Genomic DNA, 19,188 nt, shown 5'->3' with positions numbered 1-19,188 from the left:
GTTTGCGTAACGCGTGACGACCCGAGGTGCGCGGCCCGCGCGGGCGTGGCATGAGGGTGCGCAGTGCCGGCGGGAGACGTGTGCGGCTGGGTCCCGCCTATGAGGTGCGCGACCTCCTGCGTGTGGCGGTGGCGGTGGAAAGCGGTTTCGCGTTTTGGGGTGGCGGCTTTAGGATTGGGGTGCGCAAGGAGCGCAGGCTGAACCTGAGGCTCAGTTTGACAGGTGCGCGCGGTGTCAAGGTGGAGGTTCGATTCCTTCCGCCGCCAGTACTCGAGGCGGCGTAGCCCAATGGCAGAGGCGGCCGCGGGAGCCGAAACACAAACTCAACTTCTCGCTCCAGTCTGAGCATTCGCCGCCGAACGCCGGATCAAACGAACGGGACGCCAGTCGTCGAGGTTGCGGGTTCAACTCCCGCTCGGTCCTCTCCATGGGCCGATAGCTCAATCGAAGAGCGCGACGTCATAACTTGATCTTCGTTCTTCAAACGTCGCCGGTGTGCGCAAATGGGCGGCACGCCGAAGCCCGGTGGATGGATACTCCGCCGGGCTTCACCATGTCCGCGGCAGGACGTCGAGACTTGGGAAAGAGCGGCGTGAGTGGAGTGCCCGCGGGGACGGCAGGTTCGCGGGATCGGGTGCCGTCGGGGCCGCGTGAGTGACGGTGCGAAATGGGTGCCGTTGCGCGGGCGGAGCAGTCGTGCCGGAGTCGCTCCCACGGTCGGTCGCGCGTGGATGTCGGGGCATGCGTGCGCGACGGTGCGAAGGTCGCGCCGAATGCGAGCTCGCACTGATGTGAGACTCACGGCAGGGCCAGCGCGGACCCGGGGCCAGCGCGGACCCGGCGAGCGCGAAACCTGGGCCAGCGCGGACTCGGGGCTCGTGCGGATCCGGCGAGCGCGGACCCTGGGCCAGCGCAGACCCGGCCAGCGCGAAACCGGGACCAGCCCGGATTCGGGCGAGCGCTAACTCGGCGAGCGCGAAACCTGGACCAGCCCGGACCCGAGGCGAGCGCTAACTCGGCCAGCGCGAAACCTGGGCCAATGCGGACCCGGGCCTGTGCGAGGAGCTGCACCGACGTCCGGCCGTCAGCGGGGCGGCTCAGTCGAGGCCAAGGTCCTTGCGCAGCTTTGCCACGTGGCCGGTGGCTCGTACGTTGTACATCGCGCGCTCGATCTGGCCCTTCTCGTCGATCACGAAGGTGGAGCGGATCACGCCCAGGACCGTGCGGCCGTAGTTCTGCTTTTCGCCGTAGGCGCCGTAGGCGCGCAGGACGGCGCGGTCCGGGTCGGAGACCAGGGGGAAGGTGATCGCGTCGCGGTCGCGGAACTGGGCCAGCTTCGCGGGGGCGTCGGGGGAGATGCCGACTACCTCGTAGCCGGCCGCCTTGAGCGAGGCGATGTTGTCGCGGAAGTCGCACGCCTGCTTGGTGCAGCCGGGGGTCATCGCGGCCGGGTAGGCGTAGAGGACGACCTTTCGGCCGCGGAGGTCGGCGAGTGACAGGGGCTCGTCCCGGTCGGTCTGTAGCGTGAACTCGGGGGCCGTGTCACCCGGCTCCAGGCGCGTCGTCGTCATGCCCAGACTCTATCCCCGGGTACGACAAACATGGACGCCGATCGCGGAGTGCCTTGGCGGCACTACTCGAAGTGATCGGGAACTTTTTGCGGGTGACCCGCGACCAACTCAGAATGACCGGCGCGAAATCATGAGCTCATGACCCGACGCAGATGGTCCGTCCCTCTGGCGATGCTCCTCGGGGCCCTGGCCATCCTCGTGCTGCCCGCCGCGCCCGCCAGCGCGCACGCCGAGCTCGAGCAGACCGCGCCGGTCGCGGGTACGGTGCTCGACCAGATGCCCGGCGAGGTGACGCTGACCTTCAGCGAGCAGGTGCGGCTCGTCGCCGACAAGATCAAGGTTGTGGCCCCGGACGGCAGCCGGGCGGATACCGGCAAGCCCGCGGTACGCGATCAGGAGCTGGTGATTCCGCTCAAGACCGGCGGGCCCAAGGGCACGTACCTGGTCAGCTACCGGGTCATCTCCGCCGACAGCCACCCGGTCAGCGGCGGCTACAGCTTCTCCTTCGGCCAGCCCTCGGCCACCCCGAACGCCGACGACGGCAAGGACGTGCAGACCGACGGCGTCGTCAAGAACGCGATGTCCGTCGCCCGGTTCCTCGGCTTCGCCGGTCTCGTGCTGCTCGTCGGGCCCGCGCTGATCCTGCTCGCGCTCTGGCCGCGCCGGCTGTCCACCCGCGACCCGGGCCGCCTCGCGCTCGGCGGGGCCGGGCTGCTTGCGCTGAGCACGATCCTGGAGTTGTACATCCAGATCCCCTACACCGCCGGGACGTCCCTGTTCGACGTCTCCGGCACCGCCGCCCGCGAGGTCCTGGGCACCCCGTTCGGGGCCGCGCACCTGGTGCGGCTCGGCGTCGTGCTCGCGACCGCGATCCTGATCCGGCCCGTGCTGACCGGCCGGGCCGGCAAGTTCGACCAGACCATGCTCGTCATCCTGGGCATCGTCGGGCTCGCGACCTGGCCGATCTCCGGGCACCCGAGCGCCTCGCCGGTGCCCACGCTCACCGTGGTCGCCGACGCCGCCCACCTCGCGGCCATGTCCATCTGGCTGGGCGGGCTCGTCATGCTCTTCGGCTTCCTGCTGCGCCGGGCCAACACCCGCGAGCTGAGTGCGATCGTGCCGGTGTGGTCGGGCTGGGCGCTCTTCGCGATCACCGTCCTCGTGCTCGCCGGGACCGCGCAGGCGCTCGTGGAGATCGGCACCCTCGATGCGCTGACCGGCACGACGTACGGCCAGATCGTCATCGCCAAGGTCGCGCTCCTGGCGGTCGTGGTCGGCGTCGCGGCGTACTCGCGCAGCATCACGAACCGCCGCTTCGCTCCAGCCGTGGCGGAAGCGGAGCCGGCGGAACTGGCAGCGGCGGAAATAGGAGCGGCGGGAATACCGGCAGAGGCGGCGGAACCGGGCGCGGCAGAAGCGGAAGCCGAAGCGGCGGATTCGGACGCGGCAGAAGACGCGACAGAAGCGGAAACAGAAGCGGCCGAAGCGGAACTGCAGGAAGCGCAGGTCCAGCCGCCCCGGATCGAGGACGCCGACCGCCGCCGCCTGCGCGCCGCGGTCATCATCGAGGTCGCCATCGCCGTGGTCGTCCTCGCGCTGACCTCGGTGCTCGTCCAGACGAGCCCGGCCCGCAGCGGTACCAGCGACACCCCGCCCGGCCCGTTCGACACGGTGGTCTCCACCAGCCTGCTCAAGCTCCAGGTCGACATCTCCCCGGCGACCGTCGGGCCGAACTCCATCCACCTGTACGCGGTCAAGCCCGACGGCTCCGGCCCGCAGACGGTCGTCGAGTGGAAGGCGACGGCCGCGCTGCCCGCCAAGGGCATCGAGCCGCTCACCGTGCCGGTCCTCGCCGTCGGCGACGACCACTCGCTCGGCCAGGTCACGCTGACCTCCCCGGGCACGTGGGAGTTCAAGTTCACGGCCCGGGTCGACGACCTCAACCAGACGACGGTGACGGTGCAGGTACCGGTCAAATAGTCCCGGAAGAAGGCCCACACGGCCGCTGCCATGGTCGTGCGTCTGGTTCGGGCGGGCGTCGGCCTCATGCTCGGCGGTCGTGGAGGAGGCGGAAAAGGACGAGGCCGAAGCAGCCGGGCCGCAGCCGGGCCGCAGCCGGAAGCGTCGACCTCCCGCCGCTCCCGGCGATGCCGAACATCGAGCTGCAGTTCACCTGGGCGCCGATCGCGGCGAGCGAGGAGCAGGACGCCGCCGAGCCGAGCACCGCCGCACGGTGAGTGACGCAGACCACATTGAGCCGGGATTTGGTAACGACAAGGCGCACTCCGAGTGGTTGCCTGCACCGAGGAGTGAGAAGTCGGCCGGATGAACACTAGGCTGTCCGGTGTGGGTGATCTTTTGGTCTGGATCGACTGTGAGATGACAGGGCTCGATCTGGGGAAGGACGCGCTGATCGAAGTCGCAGCGCTGGTGACCGACCCCGATCTGAACGTGCTCGGCGAGGGCGTCGACGTGGTGATCCACGCCGACGACGCGGCGCTGGACGGGATGCTCGAGGTCGTGCGGGACATGCACGGCAAGTCGGGCCTCACCGAGGCGGTGCGGGCCTCCGCGGTCACGGTCGCCGAGGCCGAGGACCTCATCATGACGTACATCACCGAGCATGTGCGCGACCCGCGCACGGCGCCGCTGTGCGGCAACTCGATCGCGACGGACCGCGGCTTCCTGGCCCGCGACATGCCACGCCTCGACCACCATCTGCACTACCGGATGATCGACGTCTCCTCGATCAAGGAGCTGTGCCGGCGCTGGTACCCGCGCGTGTACTTCGGCCAGCCGCCGAAGGGCCTCGCCCACCGCGCCCTCGCCGACATCCGCGAGAGCATCCGTGAGCTGGAGTACTACCGCCGCACGCTCTTCGTGCCGCTGCCCGGCCCGGACGTCGACACCGCCAAGGCGATCGCCGCCGAGTTGAGCCGGGAAGGCGACACGAACGCGTCATAACCCTGTCGACGAATCCCGCACCCCATGCCCTACTATTAGCGGGCGAGTTCATGGTGGCTGTAGCTCAGTTGGCAGAGCACCGGGTTGTGGTCCCGGGTGTCGTGGGTTCAAATCCCATCAGTCACCCCATACGAGAACGGCCCCCGTCGAAGGACGGGGGCCGTTCCGCTTGAGCGGGGTCACGACGTCGGCATCAGGGCCAGACGGCCGTGGTACTCGTTGCCGATCCGCTCCGTGTCCGAGCCCACCAGGAGCCCCTGCGGCGTCGCCAGCAGGGCCCGCGCCCCGACACCGCGCGGGTTGCGCTGCGGGTTCCAGGTCGTCGCCTTGCCCGACAGCGGGTTGAGCGCCGCGATACCGGGCCGCGACTTGTGCATCCCGGTGCCGTGCAGGTCGAAGCGCGCCGCCGTGTCACACATCAGTTCGGCGCCCCCCTTGCGGCCCGTCGCCACGATCGTCGCGTAGGTGCCGGTCGGGTCGAAGTCAGCTTCAGGTCGAAGGCCGGGTCGACCGCGCCGGTCGTCACCGACCAGCGCGAGCGCGCGCACCTCGCCGCCGAGGACGTTCGGCGTGAAGTCGGCGGGGTTGGTGGACACCTGGCTCGGCTGGTTGAGCGCGGCGGAGGCGGGAATGGCGACCGCGAAAGCGGCCATTGCTGTGGCGGCAGCGGCGATCAGGCGTCGGCGCATGCAGGCGTCTCCTCGGTCGGTTCACGTGATGCCAGACCGTGCCGCCGGAGACGGCGGCACATAGCCAGGACAACGCGAAACGTGGAGAAAGGAAACGAAAAGTACGCTAAAGCACCGAAATGGTCGTGGAGTCCGATTCTTCCGGGTCGTCGGCGTTGACCATGAAGTGGGCGGCGCGCTCCAGATAGTCCCAGAGCACCGCCTCCTGGTCGGGCGGGAGCGCGATCGCGTCGACCGCCCGGCGCATCTGCCGCAGCCAGGCGTCGCGCTCGGCCGAGGCGATCCGGAAGGGCGCGTGGCGCATCCGCAGGCGCGGGTGGCCGCGGTTCTCCGAATACGTCGACGGGCCGCCCCAGTACTGGATCAGGAACAGCCGGAAGCGCTCGTTGGCCGGGCCGAGGTCCTCCTCGGGGTACAGCGGACGCAGGATCGGATCCTCGGCCACGCCGGCGTAGAACTCGTCGACGAGCTTGTGGAAGGTCGGCTCGCCACCGACGAGCTCGTAGAAGTTGGGGGACGTCACGCCGTCAACTATGCCGCGCGGCCTGGGAGGGTGGCGCGGGCGGGAGGCCGCCGAGCTCCGTGGTGCGCTCGGTCAGGTCGACGGTGCGCTCGGCGGGGTCGGCCATCGGCGGCTCGCGGCGCGGGCCGGGGGAGGGGCGGCGGCGGGCCGGCAGGGCCACCCGGGCCAGGTCGATCGTGACCTCGCCGAGGTCGTCGATGCCGCCGTGCGCCGCGGCGTACTGTGCGGCCGCGGCCCGGACCTTGTTGGCCGCGATCGCGTCGGCGATGGTGGCCTGGGCCGGCCAGGAGGCGATGATCAGCACGGTGGCGGCGAGGCCGGCGATGCCGAAATACCCCACGACGTCCGGCAGCGGGTAGTAGGTCGCCAGCCAGCCGGTGAGCACGATCGCCCCGCCCTGCAGCAGGTGCACGCCGCTCTGCATGACGCCGAACGCGCGGGCCCGGTACGCCGGCGGGAGCACCTGCACGAAGAGCCCGTTGCCGGCCGGGAGCGTGATGGCCAGCGAGGCCCCGGCAACCACGGTCATGACGACGATCGCCGGCAGGCTCGGGTCGAGCAGCGCCGGCACGAGCGCGAGCGGCGTGATGATCGCCAGCGGCCGGATCAGCGCGACCCGCCGCTGGGGCGGCAGCAGCCAGGTGATCAGCGCGCTGCCGATCACGAACCCGGCCGCAGCCGCGGTCATGATGACGCCGAAGCCGAACGCGTCGGAGTGCCCGGCGAGGTGGGCGGCCCAGGCCGCGGCCAGGCCCTCGGGAACCACGCCGAAGCACACGCCGCAGAACACGACGAGCGCGATCGAGCGCATGACCGGCGAGCGGAACACGACCCGGTAGCCGTCGGCCGCCTCGCGCAGCAGGTTGGTGTGCTGCTCGGGCTTGAGCTCGGGCTGGCGCTCGCGCACCAGCAGCGAGATCACCAGCGCCGAGACCGCGAACGTGAGCCCGTTGACGAGCAGGGCCAGCGAGCCGTTGACCGCCACGAGCACGGCGCCCAGCGCGTAGCCGGCGATGAGCGAGACCTGGCCGGTGGTGCGGTTGAGCACGATCGCGGTGACGTACTGCTCGCCGTGCAGCAGCTGCGGCATGAGCGCCGAGCGGGAGGCGTCGAACGGCGGGCTCAGCAGCGCGTTGCCGAACAGCAGCGCGATGATGAGGCCGGTCGGCAGGCCGGGGAGCGCGGCGAGCGCGAGCATGATGCCGGCGCGCAGCAGGTCGCAACCGATCATGGTGCGGCGGTACGGGTGGCGCTCGGCCCAGGCCGCCAGGAGCGCCCCGACGCCCAGCCACGGCAGGTAGCTCACCGCGAACGCGGCGGCGGACAGGATCGGGGAGTTCGTCTGGCGGTACACCAGCGCGACGACCGCCGCGCGGGCCACGTTGTCGCCGAGGCTCGACTGCGCCTGGGCCGCGAAGACCGCGGCGTACTCGCGGTTGGCGAGGGTCTCGCGGATCGTCGCGGGGCGCTGGGCGGAGGCGTCGTTCGGCACCGGCAGAGCCCCCTTCCCCATGGTCGCGACGGCGGCGGAACGTTCGCGGGCGCGGCCGAACCGGTCAATCCGCCCGAGAGGGGTCAACGGCGGCGGACCGGGACACTGTGCAGCGATGCACCTGAACGAACGGACGATAACCGACTGACCACCCGACGCGCGACCCTACCCTCCGGGTTGATCACAGATGACCGCGAGATTGGACAAATACCCCCGATCGGTACAGGAATGGAGGTATGGCCACTTCTGCCGGGTGGCGATTCGCAAAGGGGCAAGCGGGTGGGTCGCCCCGGATCAGGTGGGGCCGGCCTGGCCCGTCTCGCCGCCGTCGCCGTTGGCCGGGCGGATGTACATGCGCGCCGCCGTCAGCTGGGCCGTGATCCCGGCCCGCTCCAGCGACTCGGTCAGCCGCCGGCGCAGCTCGCGCCCGATGCGCCACTGCGCCTCGTTCGACGTCTTCACCGTGGTCCGCAGCACCGCGCCCTCGGCGGTGAGCTGCTCCACGCCGAGCACCTTCGGCGGGTCCATGAAGTCGTCGGCGTAGTCCGGGTCGGTGCCGAACTCGTCGGCCGTCGCCTGCAGCACCGCGGTGGCCTGCTCGACCGAGACGAACCCGACCGGCACGTCGATGTTGACCACGGCCCAGCCCTGGCTCTTGTTGCCGACCCGCACGATCTCGCCGTTGCGCACGTACCAGACCACGCCCCCGGCGTCGCGGATCGTGGTGATGCGCAGCCCGACCGCCTCGACGGTGCCGGTGGTCTCGCCGACGTCGACCACGTCGCCGACGCCGTACTGGTCCTCCAGGAGCATGAACAGCCCGGCGATGAAGTCCTTGACCAGGTTCTGCGCGCCGAAGCCGATGGCCAGGCCCGCGATGCCGGCGCTGGCCAGCAGCGGGGCGAGGTTGATGCCGATCTCGCCGAGCACGAGCATCGTGGCGATCGAGAACACGACCGCGGAGGCGATGCTGCGCAGCACCGAGCCGAGCGCCCGGGCGCGCTGGTTGCGCCGCTCCGAGGGGGCGGCGAGGGTCGGGAGCCGCTTGCGCAGCGGCCGCAGCACCGAGCCGCCGGCCTCGTTGTCGCTGATCGTGTGCCGGATCAGCCGGTCGATGGCCCGGTGGACGAGCGCACGGATGATGAGGGCGATGATGATGATCACGATGATCGTCAGCGGCTTGACCAGCGCCCAGTAGCTGCTCTCGGCCAGCCACTTGTTCTTGGTCTGGTCCCAGACGAAGTCGCAGAAACCGGATTTGTCCGCACAGCTCGGCAGGCTCGCGGGCTTCGGCGTCTCCTCCAGCGGCATCGCGATGGGGCCGATCACGTCACTCCTCTAGCAGCAAACCGGGGCGAACCGGGGCAAGTCCGCACAAACGCCGGGGGTCACGGGCGAAGGTTCACCCGCCGGCCGCAAATAGTACGTGCAATCCGAGGATCTATCAGGGACGATTAGCCCACGGGCCACCGCCGGTGGGCTCGCAAGCAGACGTTACGTGGCCATTTCCAGGGAGACTTCCTTACGTTTTAGGGGGACGGCGATGCCTGACATACGACCCGCACGAGTATCGGGTGCGCTGGTGCTGAATGCCACCTACGAGCCGTTGTGTGTCGTGTCTGTCAGACGTGCCACCATCCTGGTCCTGACGTCGAAGGCCGTATGTGTCGCCGACGGTGACGGGATCCTCCACAGTGCGATGAACGAGCTGCCGGTGCCGTCCGTGGTCCGGCTCACCCGCTACGTGCGGGTGCCGTACCGCACGCACATAGGCCTCTCCCGCCGCGGAATATTCGCCCGCGACGGATGGCGTTGCGCCTACTGCCGCGGCCCGGCCGAGACCATCGACCACGTGATGCCACGCAGCCGGGGCGGGCGGCACGCCTGGGAGAACGTCGTCGCCGCCTGCGCCCGCTGCAACCACACCAAAGGTGACAAAACGCCAGCCGAACTCGGCTGGCGTTTGCATGCCAGCCCCATCGCGCCCAAGGGCGTGGCCTGGCGGGTGCTCGGGCACCGCACGCCCGACCCGCGCTGGGCCGACTGGCTGGACCTGCCCGTCGACGGCGTGCCGCAGGCGGCCTAGGGGCTGTGTCGAAGTGGATGGCCGGGCTGCGGCGGACTCAGGCGCCGCCGGGAACCGTAGCGGTCACACCCCGATACAACCCAGGTATCGGGGCGCGCCCGGCGCGGCCCCAGCCGACGCCTGAGCCTCGCCTCGCTCCGACCCCCAGTTCGACACAGCCCCTAGAGCCTCAGGTCACCCGGCCGAGCTCCGCCGTGAACGCCGAGTAGGCGCCGGACGTCACGATCTCCCGCAGCCGTCGCATGCCCTCGTGCACGTCGGCGAAGCGGGTGTACAGCGGCGCCAGCCCGATCCGCAGCCGCTCCGGCGTGCGGAAGTCCGGGATCACGCCGGCCGCCTTGAGCGCCTGGCAGATCGGCCAGGCCTCCGGCGCGCGGAACGTCACGTGGCTGCCCCGCCGCGCGGCGTCCCGCGGGCCGGCGAGCGTCAGCCGGTCGCCCAGCCATGCCTCGGCCAGCCCGATCGCGTAGCCGGTCAGCGCCGCACCCTTCGCGGCCAGGGCGTCGATGCCGGCCTCGGCCGTGATGCGGACGCCTTCCAGCGCCGCGTACCCGCCCAGCACCGGCGGCGTGCCCACCAGGAACCGGTCGATCGAGTCCGCCGGGTCGTAGCCGTCCCCCATCGCGAACTGGTCCCGCCGGCCGAACCAGCCCCAGATCGGCTGCCGCAGCGAGGCCTGCAGGTCCTCGCGCACGTAGAGGAACGCGGGCGCGCCCGGGCCCGCGTTGAGGTACTTGTACGTGCACCCCACCGCGAGATCCGCCCCGGACTCGCGCAGCGGCACCCGCACCGCCCCCGCGGAGTGGCACAGATCCCACAGTGTGAGGGCGCCCACCCGGTGCGCCGCAGTGGTGATCGCCACCATGTCGGCGACCGCGCCGGAGCGGTAGGCCACGTGGGACAGGCAGACCAGCGCGACGTCGTCGTCCAGCGCCGCGGCCACCCGCTGCGGGTCCACGCCCGCGTCGATGTCGGTCGCGACCACCCGCAGCTCGAGGCCGCGCGCCTTGGCCAGGCCCTCCAGCACGTACCGGTCGGTGGGGAAGTTGTCGTCGTCGGTGACGATCACGCCGCGGCCCGGGCGGGCATCGAGCGCCGCGGCGGCCAGCTTGTACGCGTTGACGCTCGTGGAGTCCGAGAGCACCACCTCGCCGGGAAGCACGTGCAGTACCGACGAAGCCAGCAGGTCACCGACGGAGCGGGCCAGGTCCATCCACGTGTCCCAGCCGCGGATCAGGTCGTTACCCCACTCGCGGTCGATCGCGTCGCGGAGCCGCTCGCGCGTGGCCAGCGGCAGCCGGCCCAGGGAGTTGCCGTCGAAGTACACGAGCTCGCTGTCCGGAATGTAGAATCGCGCCCGGAAATGTCCGATAGGGTCGTGGGCGTCGAGCGATTCGGCATGCTGGCGCGAGAGGTCCATGTCAGTGACGGTAGGCCCCCGGCAACCGGCTGGTCATTGCCGCCCGCTAACGTGAAGCCGGTCTTTTAGTCCCTTCGACGCCTGGGGGCGTTGAGCTTGTCCATCATCGAGACGACGCTGATCTTTGCCGGGATTCCGGCTGCGGTCATCCTGCTCATCGCGGGCGCCGTCTACGCGGGGGGTTCCCGCCGTAGCCGGCGCTACCGGCCCGGACGGCCGTTCGATTTCACGCCCGTCTGGTTCCTCTCCGCGCCCGAGCAGCAGACCGAGGCGGCGCACGCCCGCGAGCTCACCGGTGTGCGGCGGGCGGAACTGACCGCAGGCGGCAATGCCTCCGGCACGACCGACTGGTCGGGCGACCGGACGCAGCCGCAAGTCATCGGAGGCGCAAGTGACCGGTGGTAGCCCGGCCGGCCTGACCGGTCGGCCCGAAGTCCTCAACGGCCCGTTCACCACGCGCCAGCTGCTGCGCCTGGACGAGGCGCTGCGCCTGGCCGACTCGTCGACCGGGCTGACCTTCAGCATCTACGTCGGCGACCTCGAGGAGCCGGGGCGGGCCTACGCGGAGAAGCTGCACGGGCAGCTCGCCGACCCGGCGAACACCGTGCTGATCGCCCTGTCGCCGAACCAGCGCGTGCTGGAGATCGTGACCGGCGGCGAGGCGCGGCGCCGGCTGCCGGACCGCGCGGCGAAGCTGGCGGCCCTGTCGATGGCGGCGTCCTTCGGCGGCGGGGACCTGGCGGGCGGTCTGGTGTCGGGCCTGGCCCAGCTCGCGGACCACGCCGGCAAGCACTGAGTTTCGCGCTGCGCTCCCCACTTGGGGGAGCTCCGCTCCACCCAAACCCCCTCCCACACGCGGGTCGCCCGTTCGGGGGCGAAGGGGCCGGGTTCGTTCGGCTCCGGGCCTTCACGGACCGCACCTGGTCCTACCGGACATAGCTAAACAGAGAAAGGCGGCGCGCTCTCTTCGAGAACGCGCCGCCTTTTTTGCCTTGGGTCGTCAGGAGGCTTCGGCGTCCTTGGCCCTGGCCTTGAGGGCTCGCACGATGCCGTCGCGGCCCTCGCCGACGAGGCGGCGCAAGGGGGCCGGCTTGTCCGGGGTGGCGAGCCAGGCCTCGGTGCGCGCGACGGTGTCCTCGCTCACCTGGTAGGCCGGGTAGGCCATCTCGACGAACTCGGCCGCCGGCTCGCTGTCGCGGTTCTCCCACACGGGCAGCAGCGCGTCGAAGTACGCCGGCACGAACGAGGCCGTCAGCCGCGTCTGCGCCGAGTGCTGGAAGCCCTGCAGCATCGAGCGCTGCAGCCAGTTCGGCAGGGCGTGGTCCTCGGTGAGCCGGCGCCAGGTCTCGTCCTTCGACTCCGCCGTCGGCACCAGCGCCCGGGCCAGCGCCGCCTGCCGCTCGCCGCTCGCGGTGCGGTCGCGGTCCAGCTCGGCCTCGATCTGGGCCGGGTCGGCCGCGCCCGCCGCGATCAGCGAGTGCAGGATGCCCCAGCGCAGGTCGGCCTGGATGGTGAGGCCGGGCGGCACGTCGTCGCCGCGCAGCCAGCCGGCCAGCACCGCCAGGTCGGCCTCGCTGCGCGCGGCCGCCGCGAACGAGCGGGCCCAGGCCAGCTGGAAGCCGCTGCCCGGCTCGGCGGTGTCGAGCGCCGCGCGGGCCGTGCGGGCCAGCTGGGCCCAGCCCTGCGGCGCCCACGCCGGGTCGGCGTAGAACACCAGCGCCGACTGGGCCTGGCGGATGGTCGCGGTGACGAGGTTGATGTCGCGCTCGGCGGCCAGGCCGGTCCCGACGAGCTTCACGTAGTCGCGCGCGGCGAGCTCGGCGTCGCGGACCATGTCCCACGAGGCCGACCACACCAGCGCCCGGGCCAGCGAGTTGTCCAGCCCGTCGATGTGCTCGACGACGACCGACATCGAGGCCGGGTCGAGGCGCAGTTTGGCGTACGTGAGGTCGTCGTCGTTGAGCAGCAGCACATCGGCCGCACGCACCCCGGCGAGCGCGGCGATCTCGGTCTGCTCGCCGTCGACGTCGGCTTCGACCAGGGCGCGGCGCACCAGCGCCCCGCCGGACAGGTCGTACAGGCCGATGCCGATGCGGTGCGTGCGCAGCGTCGGGTAGGCGGCCGGCGCCTCCTGGCGCACCACGACGCGCTCATAGGTGCCGTCGGCCGCGACCGTGATCTCCGGCCGCAGCGTGTTCACCTGGGCCGTCTCCAGCCACTGGGCGGCGAACTTGCGCAGCTCCTTGCCGCTGGCCGACTCGAGCGCGCTCAGCAGGTCGTCGAAGGTGGCGTTGCCCCACTGGTGCTGCTGGAAGTAGGCGCGCAGGCCGCTGCGGAAGGCGTCGATGCCCACGTACGCGACCAGCTGCTTGATCACGCTGGCGCCCTTGGCATAGGTGATGCCGTCGAAGTTGACCTCGACCGCCTCGACGTCGGGCATCTCCGTGTAGACCGGGTGCGTCGAGGACAGCTGGTCCTGCCGGTAGCCCCAGTTCTTGCGCACCGACAGGAACGTCGTCCACGCGTCGGTGAAGCGGGTCGCGTGCGTGTTGCACCAGTGGCTGGCCCACTCCGCGAACGACTCGTTCAGCCACAGGTCGTCCCACCAGCGCATGGTCACGAGGTCGCCGAACCACATGTGCGCGAGCTCGTGCAGGATCGTGTTCGCGCGCTGCTCGTACTCGAAGTCGGTGACCGGCGAGCGGAAGATGTAGTGCTGCTCGGCGTGGACCACGCAGCCGAAGTTCTCCATCGCGCCGGCGTTGAACTCCGGGGAGTACACCTGGTCGTACTTCGGCAGCGGATAACGGATGCCGAACTCCTCGTGGAAGAAGTCGAAGCCCTGCTTCGTCACGAGGTTGATGTCATCGGCGTCGAGGTACTGCTTCATCGACTGCCGGCAGAACACGCCCAGGTCGATGCCGTCGTGCGTGTCGCGGACCTCGTGGTAGGGCCCGGCGCACACGGCGGTGATGTAGGTGCTCATCCGCGGCGTGGCCTGGAAGTGCCGCACGAGGCCCTCCTGCCGCTCCAGCGGCATGTTGGAGATGACCTTCCAGTGCGCGGGCGCGGTCACGCGGAAGGTGAACTCCGCCTTGAGGTCCGGCTGGTCGAAGCAGGCGAAGGCGCGCTGGGCGTCGGCCGTCTCGAACTGGCTGTAGAGGTACACCTCCTTGTCCACGGGGTCGACGCTGCGGTGCAGGCCCTGGCCGGTCGCGGAGTACGCGAACTCGGCGTTCACGACGAGCACGTTGTCGGCCTGCAGCCCGGACAGGACCAGGCCGCGCTCGGTGGACCAGCCGCTCGCGTCGACGGGCGCGCCGTTGAGCGTGGCACCGTGCACGGCCACCGCGGCGACCTCGATGAAGGTCCCCGCCCCCGGCTCCCGGCAGGTGAAGCGCACCTCGGTGGTCGACCGGAACGTGCCCTCCCCCGGATTCCCGGCGCCGTCGGTCAGGTCGAGGCTGATGTCGTACGCCGTCACGCCGAGCAGGCGGGCCCGCTCGACGGCTTCGACCTGGCGTAGGTTGCGTACACCGGCCACGTGTCGTCTCCTGTCGTTTCGCTGTTGCCGTCCCCGTCGACGGCGTCACCCCGAGTGTTCCATGCTCGCGGAGGAGACTGGGGGAGTGGCTCAGGTCACTCCTGCCCGAAGTGGTGCCTCGCGCGCGGGTTGCGTAAGGATCGGATCGGGTTTCCGACTCTTTCACTAGTGAGGTGGTCACCGTCATGGCCGAAGACCGCGTCATCGCCGACATGTGGTTCGACCCGCGCTGCCCGTGGGCCTGGATCACCTCCCGCTGGCTGCTCGAGGTCGAGCAGGTACGCCCGGTCGACGTGCGTTTCCACGTAATGAGCCTCTCGATTCTCAACGAGGGCCGCGACGAACTGCCGGAGAAGTACAAGGAGGGTCTGGCAAAGGGTTGGGCGCCGGTCCGGGTGGCCATCGCCGCGGAGCAGAAGTTCGGAAATGATGTACTTCGTCCGCTTTACACGGCCCTGGGCAACCGCATCCACCACGAGAAGCAGGAGCTCGGCGACGAGCTGTACCGCGCCGCGCTCGTCGAGGCGGGCCTGCCGGCCGACCTGGCCGAGTACGGGGAGTCGACCGAGTTCGACGCGCAGCTGCGGGAGAGCCACTTCGCCGGGATGAACCCGGTCGGCATGGACGTCGGCACGCCGGTCATCCACGTGCCGGGCCCGGACGGCAACCTCATCGCATTCTTCGGCCCCGTCGTCACCCCGCGCCCGAAGGGTGAGGCCGCCGGCCGCCTGTGGGACGGCACGCTCCTGGTCGCCGGCACCCCCGGCTTCTACGAGATCAAGCGCACCCGCGACGTGGGTCCGGTCTTCGACTGAGTAGCCTGGCTACTTGTGCGGCAGTTCTTCACTCCCCGATGGGTGCTCGGGCATGTCCTGACACTCGTCGGGGTGGCCGTGTGCATGGCCGCCTGTGTGTGGCAGTACCAGAGGGCCACCGCGGGGAACATGCTCAGCTGGGCGTACACCGTCCAGTGGCCGCTCTTCGCGGTCTTCGTCGTGTTCCTCTGGGCCCGCGCGATCCGCGACGCCCGCGGGACCGGCGCGCCGCCGAAGCCCGGCCCGGCCCCGCTGCGGCCACGCGTGCCGGTCGCCGCGCCCGTCGACGACGACGATCCGGAGCTCGCCCAGTACAACCGGATGCTGGCCTGGCTCGCCGCCAACCCCGACCGCCGCTCGAGCGACTTCCCAGGATGAAGCAGATGAACCTCAACCCCGCCCTCACCCGCTACCGGGTCGTGGCCTGGATCGTCGGCGTGCTGCTGATCGTCCTCACGGTCGGCACGGTGCTGAAGTACACCAGCGACGACGAGACGATCGTCGCGATCGTCGGGCCCGCGCACGGCTTCCTCTACATGGTGTACCTGCTGCTCGCGGCCGACCTGGCCCGCCGGGCGCGCTGGAAGATCGGCTTCACCGTGCTGGTGCTGCTGGCCGGGACGGTGCCGTTCCTGTCGTTCGTGGCCGAGCGCGTGGTGACCCGCCGGGTGCGTGCCGCCGCGGCCCCCGAGCCGGTGCGCACCGCCGCCTGAACGCGAGCTGTAAGTTTCCTCCTCTTCCGTGCGGGGCATCCTTACGGTGCAACCGAATTGGCGGCGCGAGGGGAGTTTCCCGTGGGCATGGAAGTCCGGCTTTCGCTTTCTCTGCCCAGGGATACCACCACCGTTCCGCTGACCCGGCGGGTGCTCGACGCGGCGCTGGCCGTCTTCTCCGTGACCACGGACTGCCGTGAGGACATCGGCCTGGCCGTCGGCGAGGCGTGCGCCAACGCGGTCCAGCACGCCGAGACCGGGGCCGACTACGAGGTGACGGTCACCATCCACGAGGATCGCTGCATCATCGACGTCGTCGACGAGGGCGCGGGCCCGGACAGCGTGACCCCCAGGGACGTCGGGCCCGACTCCGAGAGCGGCCGCGGCCTGAAGATCATCCATGCCCTGTCCGACATGGTGGAGCTGCGCCGCCATCATCCGCGCGGGATGGCTCTTCGGATCGTCAAGCTGCTGACCCGTACGACGCCGGTCTTCTCTTAGGGCCCGCGCCTTGTCCTAACGTCCCTTTTTCGTGCCGCGCCGCCGACAGAACCCTTGCCGCGGCGGATCCGTGTAGTTCTCTGGAAGTCGCACATCGAGTGCGGCAACCGCACGGACGGGTGCCGTTGCACCCGGTGACGACGAAAGTTCTGGAGAAGGCCGAGACCATGTCTGAGACCCGCTGCACCGTCCAGGAACGGACCTGGAAGGACGAGCTGCCCTCGCTGCCCGACGACGTGAGCGCGCTCCTGGCGCCGCCCGTCGTCGTGCGCTTCGACACGGTGGCCGCCGGCGCCCCGCGCCGCACTTCGATCCACCCAAGTCGATTCATGGACGCTTCGCCGGCAGAATCGTCTCGGGGCCCGGGACGGGCAAACCCCCGTGCCGCGGCCCACGTCGGCTGACCTATAGCGTCGTACGCATGACGGTTGCGCACCCGATCGCCCACGCCTGGCTCTCCACCGGAGGGACCGGCGCGCAGAACTACGACGAGTTCGCCGACGACGCGGAGATCACCGCGATCATCGCCGCCAACCCCGCCAGCGCCCTGGCGGTCGAGATGCCGCACCGGGCCCCCGACAGCGTCGGCCGCCCGTTCCTCGACTGCCTCCCCGACGCCGTCGAGCGCCTGCGCGCGGCGAAGGAGGACGGCCACTACGCACCCGCCGACGACGTCGTGGTGCTCTACCGGATCACCGCGCCCGACGGCGCCCGCGCCTACGGCCTGTGGTGCATGGTCGCCACCGACCAGATCTCGACGAGCGCCGACGAGCCCGGCTCGGTCATCCGCAACGAGGACGTCTTCATCGAGAAGGTCCGCGAGCGCGTCGCCCTCGCCGAGGCCACCGGGCACCTGCTGTCGCCGGTCCTGCTGCTGCAGACCGCCCACGGTGACGCCCTGCACGCCGCGCTCGCCCAGGCCGTGGCCGACGCCGGCCGCCCCGCCGTCACCGACACCGACCCGTCCGGCCGCGCCCACGAGATCTGGGCCGTCGGCGCCGGCACCACCCGCGACCGCCTCCTGGCCCTCGCCGGCGGCGGCGAGCTCGTCGTCGCCGACGGCAACCACCGCAGCCTCGCCGCGCAGACCGCCGGGTACGAGCGCTTCCTGGCCGTCGTCACCACCCCGGAGTCGGTGGCCATCCAGCCGTACAACCGTCTCGTCTCGGAACTGCCCGGATCGCTCGACGACCTCGACCGGCAGCCGCTGTCCGGCCCGGCCGGCGTTCCGGCCACCGGCGGGCGCGTGCACCTCTACACCCGCGACGGCGCCTGGTCGGTGAGCCTGCCGCGGGCCGCCGACCAGGGCGTCGTGGACAACCTCGACCACGCCCTCGTCGAGCGCCGGCTCTTCGCCGAGGCGTTCGGCCTGGAGCCGGGCGACAAGCGGATCACGTACGTCGGGGGCGACTACCCCGCCGAGTGGCTACGTGGCGAGGTCGACGCCGGCCGTGCCGAGCTGGCCGTGCTCATCGCCCCCGTGACGGTGGACGAGTTCGTGGCGGTCAACCTGGCCCGCCAGAAGATGCCGCGCAAGAGCACCTGGTTCACCCCGAAGGCCCGGGCCGGTCTCGTGGTGGCGCAGCTCGATTCGTTCTAGTCACCCGATCGTGGTACACACTAGGCCGCTGTACTTCAGGCCTGGGGTGTGTACATGCAGATGCAGATGTTCATCGCGGCGATGATCGCCGCGTGCGGAATCGGCGCGTTCGCCGCGGCCGCGCTCGTCTGGGACCGCCGGCGGATTCTGCGGCTCAAGACGGGCGCGACCGCCGGCTGGGTGTTCGGGCTCGTGCTGCTCGGCGGCGGCTTGCTGGCGGGTTCGTGCCTGGGGTTGATCCGGCTCTGACAGACTGCCGGGTATGCGCGTCTACCTTGGTTCGGACCACGCCGGCTATGAGCTGAAAGTGCACCTGGTCAGCGCCCTCGGGCTGCAGGGCTACGAGGTCGTGGACGTCGGACCGGCGAAGTACGACCCGGACGACGACTACCCGGTCTTCTGCTTCCACACGGGCGCCCGGGTGGTCGCCGACCCCGCCGCCCTCGGCGTGGTGATCGGCGGCTCGGGCAACGGCGAGCAGATCGCCGCCAACAAGGTCCCCGGCGTGCGGGCCGCCCTGGCCTGGAACGTCGAGACCGCTCAGCTCGCCCGTGAGCACAACGACGCGAACGTGGTGGCGATCGGCGCGCGCCAGCACACCCTGGACGAGGCGACCACCCTCGTCACGACGTTCCTGTCGACGAAGTTCTCGGGCAACGAGCGCCACGCCCGACGGATCGCGCAGGTCCTGGAGTACGACAACTCCCGCGTCCTGCCGCCGCTGCCCTAACCCGTCACGACGTCGGTGAGCGGCGGCCGGGCCGGGTCAGCTCCTCGCGCGGCACCCAGCCCCGGCGGATGATCTGCAGGTCGCGCTCCGCCGCGGCCAGATCCGCGTCCGTCGGGCGCGCCGCATCCCGCGCGCGCAGGGCCGCCGACACCGAGACCTGGGACGCCCCGCCGCCGACCAGGCCGCGCAGGCCCCGCTCGGAGACCACCTCGTCGTGGTGCTGGTGATGATGGTGGTGCAGGTGGTGGTCGTCCTCCGGGGCGGCCGCGGCCGGCGGCGCCTCGACCGGCTCCGGGTCATGCACGGCGGCCGTCATCGCGAACGTCCCCGACAGCTCGGCGAGATGGTGGGGCGAGGGCCGCGGCGCGGCCGGCGGCACGGCGGGTGGCGCGGCCGGCGTCTGGGCGGGGGGCTCTTCGACCGGTGGCGCGGGCTCGTCCGGGACCTCGGGCTCCGCGGGGGTCTGGGTGGTCACCGGTTGATGCTGCCGCATGCGGCGCCGCCGGCGCTGAATCCCACCCATCCGCCGAATCTACCGCC

At 70.9% G+C, this 19,188-nt stretch carries 21 protein-coding genes and 1 tRNA gene; 14 read left to right on the top strand and 8 right to left on the bottom strand.

What is annotated here, in order from left to right; genetic code table 11:
* Window positions 1-1,097: 1,097 nt before the first annotated feature.
* Window positions 1,098-1,571 (bottom strand): thioredoxin-dependent thiol peroxidase, encoded by a 474-nt coding sequence (gene bcp, locus AB0B76_RS22265; RefSeq protein ID WP_360378118.1) that lies wholly within the window; start codon window positions 1,569-1,571, stop codon window positions 1,098-1,100.
* Window positions 1,572-1,709: 138 nt separating this feature from the next.
* Between bcp and AB0B76_RS22260 the strand changes: the two genes are divergently transcribed.
* From AB0B76_RS22260 to AB0B76_RS22250, 3 genes are all read left to right on the top strand, one after another.
* Window positions 1,710-3,551 (top strand): copper resistance protein CopC, encoded by a 1,842-nt coding sequence (locus AB0B76_RS22260; protein ID WP_360378115.1) that lies wholly within the window; start codon window positions 1,710-1,712, stop codon window positions 3,549-3,551.
* Between the two features lie 345 nt (window positions 3,552-3,896).
* On the top strand, window positions 3,897-4,535 hold the full coding sequence (gene orn, locus AB0B76_RS22255; RefSeq protein WP_360378112.1) for an oligoribonuclease: 639 nt from the start codon (window positions 3,897-3,899) through the stop codon (window positions 4,533-4,535).
* Window positions 4,536-4,588: 53 nt separating this feature from the next.
* A tRNA-His gene (locus AB0B76_RS22250) sits at window positions 4,589-4,664 on the top strand.
* A gap of 50 nt (window positions 4,665-4,714) precedes the next feature.
* On the opposite strand, the gene AB0B76_RS22245 is transcribed toward AB0B76_RS22250, so the two are convergent.
* From AB0B76_RS22245 to AB0B76_RS22230, 4 genes are all read right to left on the bottom strand, one after another.
* Window positions 4,715-5,224 (bottom strand): hypothetical protein, encoded by a 510-nt coding sequence (locus tag AB0B76_RS22245; protein WP_360378109.1) that lies wholly within the window; start codon window positions 5,222-5,224, stop codon window positions 4,715-4,717.
* Window positions 5,225-5,330: 106 nt separating this feature from the next.
* The gene (locus AB0B76_RS22240) at window positions 5,331-5,747 is read right to left on the bottom strand and encodes a globin (RefSeq protein ID WP_360378106.1); all 417 of its coding nucleotides are present in this window, start codon (window positions 5,745-5,747) and stop codon (window positions 5,331-5,333) included.
* Window positions 5,748-5,751: 4 nt separating this feature from the next.
* Window positions 5,752-7,260: an MFS transporter gene (locus AB0B76_RS22235; RefSeq protein ID WP_360378103.1), complete on the bottom strand. Its 1,509-nt coding sequence runs from the start codon at window positions 7,258-7,260 to the stop codon at window positions 5,752-5,754.
* Between the two features lie 273 nt (window positions 7,261-7,533).
* Window positions 7,534-8,568 carry a mechanosensitive ion channel family protein gene (locus AB0B76_RS22230; RefSeq protein WP_360378100.1) on the bottom strand — a complete coding sequence of 345 codons (1,035 nt, stop codon included), beginning with the start codon at window positions 8,566-8,568 and terminating at the stop codon, window positions 7,534-7,536.
* Between the two features lie 214 nt (window positions 8,569-8,782).
* On the opposite strand from AB0B76_RS22230, the gene AB0B76_RS22225 reads away from it, so the two are divergent.
* On the top strand, window positions 8,783-9,325 hold the full coding sequence (locus AB0B76_RS22225; RefSeq protein ID WP_360378097.1) for an HNH endonuclease: 543 nt from the start codon (window positions 8,783-8,785) through the stop codon (window positions 9,323-9,325).
* 169 nt (window positions 9,326-9,494) lie between these two features.
* Here AB0B76_RS22225 and kynU read toward each other — a convergent pair whose 3' ends face one another.
* The gene (gene kynU, locus AB0B76_RS22220) at window positions 9,495-10,745 is read right to left on the bottom strand and encodes a kynureninase (protein ID WP_360378095.1); all 1,251 of its coding nucleotides are present in this window, start codon (window positions 10,743-10,745) and stop codon (window positions 9,495-9,497) included.
* 96 nt (window positions 10,746-10,841) lie between these two features.
* Between kynU and AB0B76_RS22215 the strand changes: the two genes are divergently transcribed.
* Window positions 10,842-11,150 carry a hypothetical protein gene (locus AB0B76_RS22215; RefSeq protein WP_360378093.1) on the top strand — a complete coding sequence of 103 codons (309 nt, stop codon included), beginning with the start codon at window positions 10,842-10,844 and terminating at the stop codon, window positions 11,148-11,150.
* Window positions 11,137-11,541, top strand: coding sequence for a DUF5130 family protein (locus AB0B76_RS22210; protein ID WP_360378091.1), 405 nt, complete (start codon window positions 11,137-11,139; stop codon window positions 11,539-11,541). The genes AB0B76_RS22215 and AB0B76_RS22210 overlap by 14 nt, the downstream gene beginning before the upstream one ends.
* A gap of 204 nt (window positions 11,542-11,745) precedes the next feature.
* Here AB0B76_RS22210 and pepN read toward each other — a convergent pair whose 3' ends face one another.
* Window positions 11,746-14,289, bottom strand: coding sequence for an aminopeptidase N (pepN, locus tag AB0B76_RS22205; RefSeq protein WP_360378088.1), 2,544 nt, complete (start codon window positions 14,287-14,289; stop codon window positions 11,746-11,748).
* Between the two features lie 185 nt (window positions 14,290-14,474).
* Here pepN and AB0B76_RS22200 point away from each other — a divergent pair, with 185 nt between their 5' ends.
* The 8 genes from AB0B76_RS22200 to AB0B76_RS22165 all read left to right on the top strand — a co-directional run bounded on the left by AB0B76_RS22200 (window position 14,475) and on the right by AB0B76_RS22165 (window position 18,648).
* Window positions 14,475-15,104, top strand: coding sequence for a disulfide bond formation protein DsbA (locus tag AB0B76_RS22200; RefSeq protein ID WP_360378086.1), 630 nt, complete (start codon window positions 14,475-14,477; stop codon window positions 15,102-15,104).
* A gap of 15 nt (window positions 15,105-15,119) precedes the next feature.
* Entirely contained in the window at window positions 15,120-15,482 is a 363-nt protein-coding gene (locus tag AB0B76_RS22195; protein ID WP_360378084.1) for a hypothetical protein, read from the top strand.
* Between the two features lie 5 nt (window positions 15,483-15,487).
* The gene (locus tag AB0B76_RS22190; RefSeq protein ID WP_360378081.1) at window positions 15,488-15,817 is read left to right on the top strand and encodes a DUF3817 domain-containing protein; all 330 of its coding nucleotides are present in this window, start codon (window positions 15,488-15,490) and stop codon (window positions 15,815-15,817) included.
* An 87-nt stretch (window positions 15,818-15,904) separates the two neighbouring features.
* Complete coding sequence (locus tag AB0B76_RS22185; protein ID WP_360378568.1) at window positions 15,905-16,318, top strand: ATP-binding protein; 414 nt, start codon at window positions 15,905-15,907, stop codon at window positions 16,316-16,318.
* A gap of 134 nt (window positions 16,319-16,452) precedes the next feature.
* Window positions 16,453-16,722 (top strand): hypothetical protein, encoded by a 270-nt coding sequence (locus tag AB0B76_RS22180; RefSeq protein ID WP_360378078.1) that lies wholly within the window; start codon window positions 16,453-16,455, stop codon window positions 16,720-16,722.
* A 17-nt stretch (window positions 16,723-16,739) separates the two neighbouring features.
* Window positions 16,740-17,918, top strand: a complete 1,179-nt coding sequence (locus AB0B76_RS22175) for a DUF1015 family protein (RefSeq protein WP_360378076.1) — start codon at window positions 16,740-16,742, stop codon at window positions 17,916-17,918.
* A 54-nt stretch (window positions 17,919-17,972) separates the two neighbouring features.
* Window positions 17,973-18,167 carry a hypothetical protein gene (locus AB0B76_RS22170; protein WP_360378073.1) on the top strand — a complete coding sequence of 65 codons (195 nt, stop codon included), beginning with the start codon at window positions 17,973-17,975 and terminating at the stop codon, window positions 18,165-18,167.
* A 13-nt stretch (window positions 18,168-18,180) separates the two neighbouring features.
* On the top strand, window positions 18,181-18,648 hold the full coding sequence (locus AB0B76_RS22165) for a ribose-5-phosphate isomerase (protein ID WP_360378070.1): 468 nt from the start codon (window positions 18,181-18,183) through the stop codon (window positions 18,646-18,648).
* 4 nt (window positions 18,649-18,652) lie between these two features.
* Here the strand turns inward: AB0B76_RS22165 and AB0B76_RS22160 are convergent, their stop codons facing one another.
* Complete coding sequence (locus AB0B76_RS22160) at window positions 18,653-19,123, bottom strand: hypothetical protein (RefSeq protein ID WP_360378068.1); 471 nt, start codon at window positions 19,121-19,123, stop codon at window positions 18,653-18,655.
* Window positions 19,124-19,188 lie beyond the last annotated feature (65 nt).

Source organism: Dactylosporangium sp. NPDC049140, assembly GCF_040648435.1.
Note: the sequence above shows the minus strand (reverse complement) of the source record. Positions and strands in the feature narration are given on the sequence as shown.

Excerpts from the sequence above, each read along its gene's own strand:
- AB0B76_RS22190 (WP_360378081.1), top strand. The coding sequence starts at position 15,488 with ATGAACCTCAACCCCGCCCTCACCCGCTACCGGGTCGTGGCCTGGATC.
- AB0B76_RS22200 (WP_360378086.1), top strand. The coding sequence starts at position 14,475 with ATGGCCGAAGACCGCGTCATCGCCGACATGTGGTTCGACCCGCGCTGC.
- AB0B76_RS22260 (WP_360378115.1), top strand. The coding sequence starts at position 1,710 with ATGACCCGACGCAGATGGTCCGTCCCTCTGGCGATGCTCCTCGGGGCC.
- AB0B76_RS22170 (WP_360378073.1), top strand. The coding sequence starts at position 17,973 with ATGCAGATGCAGATGTTCATCGCGGCGATGATCGCCGCGTGCGGAATC.
- AB0B76_RS22165 (WP_360378070.1), top strand. The coding sequence starts at position 18,181 with ATGCGCGTCTACCTTGGTTCGGACCACGCCGGCTATGAGCTGAAAGTG.
- bcp (WP_360378118.1), bottom strand. The coding sequence starts at position 1,571 with ATGACGACGACGCGCCTGGAGCCGGGTGACACGGCCCCCGAGTTCACG.
- kynU (WP_360378095.1), bottom strand. The coding sequence starts at position 10,745 with ATGGACCTCTCGCGCCAGCATGCCGAATCGCTCGACGCCCACGACCCT.
- AB0B76_RS22235 (WP_360378103.1), bottom strand. The coding sequence starts at position 7,260 with ATGGGGAAGGGGGCTCTGCCGGTGCCGAACGACGCCTCCGCCCAGCGC.
- AB0B76_RS22245 (WP_360378109.1), bottom strand. The coding sequence starts at position 5,224 with ATGCGCCGACGCCTGATCGCCGCTGCCGCCACAGCAATGGCCGCTTTC.
- AB0B76_RS22175 (WP_360378076.1), top strand. The coding sequence starts at position 16,740 with ATGACGGTTGCGCACCCGATCGCCCACGCCTGGCTCTCCACCGGAGGG.
- orn (WP_360378112.1), top strand. The coding sequence starts at position 3,897 with ATGAACACTAGGCTGTCCGGTGTGGGTGATCTTTTGGTCTGGATCGAC.
- AB0B76_RS22185 (WP_360378568.1), top strand. The coding sequence starts at position 15,905 with ATGGAAGTCCGGCTTTCGCTTTCTCTGCCCAGGGATACCACCACCGTT.
- AB0B76_RS22225 (WP_360378097.1), top strand. The coding sequence starts at position 8,783 with ATGCCTGACATACGACCCGCACGAGTATCGGGTGCGCTGGTGCTGAAT.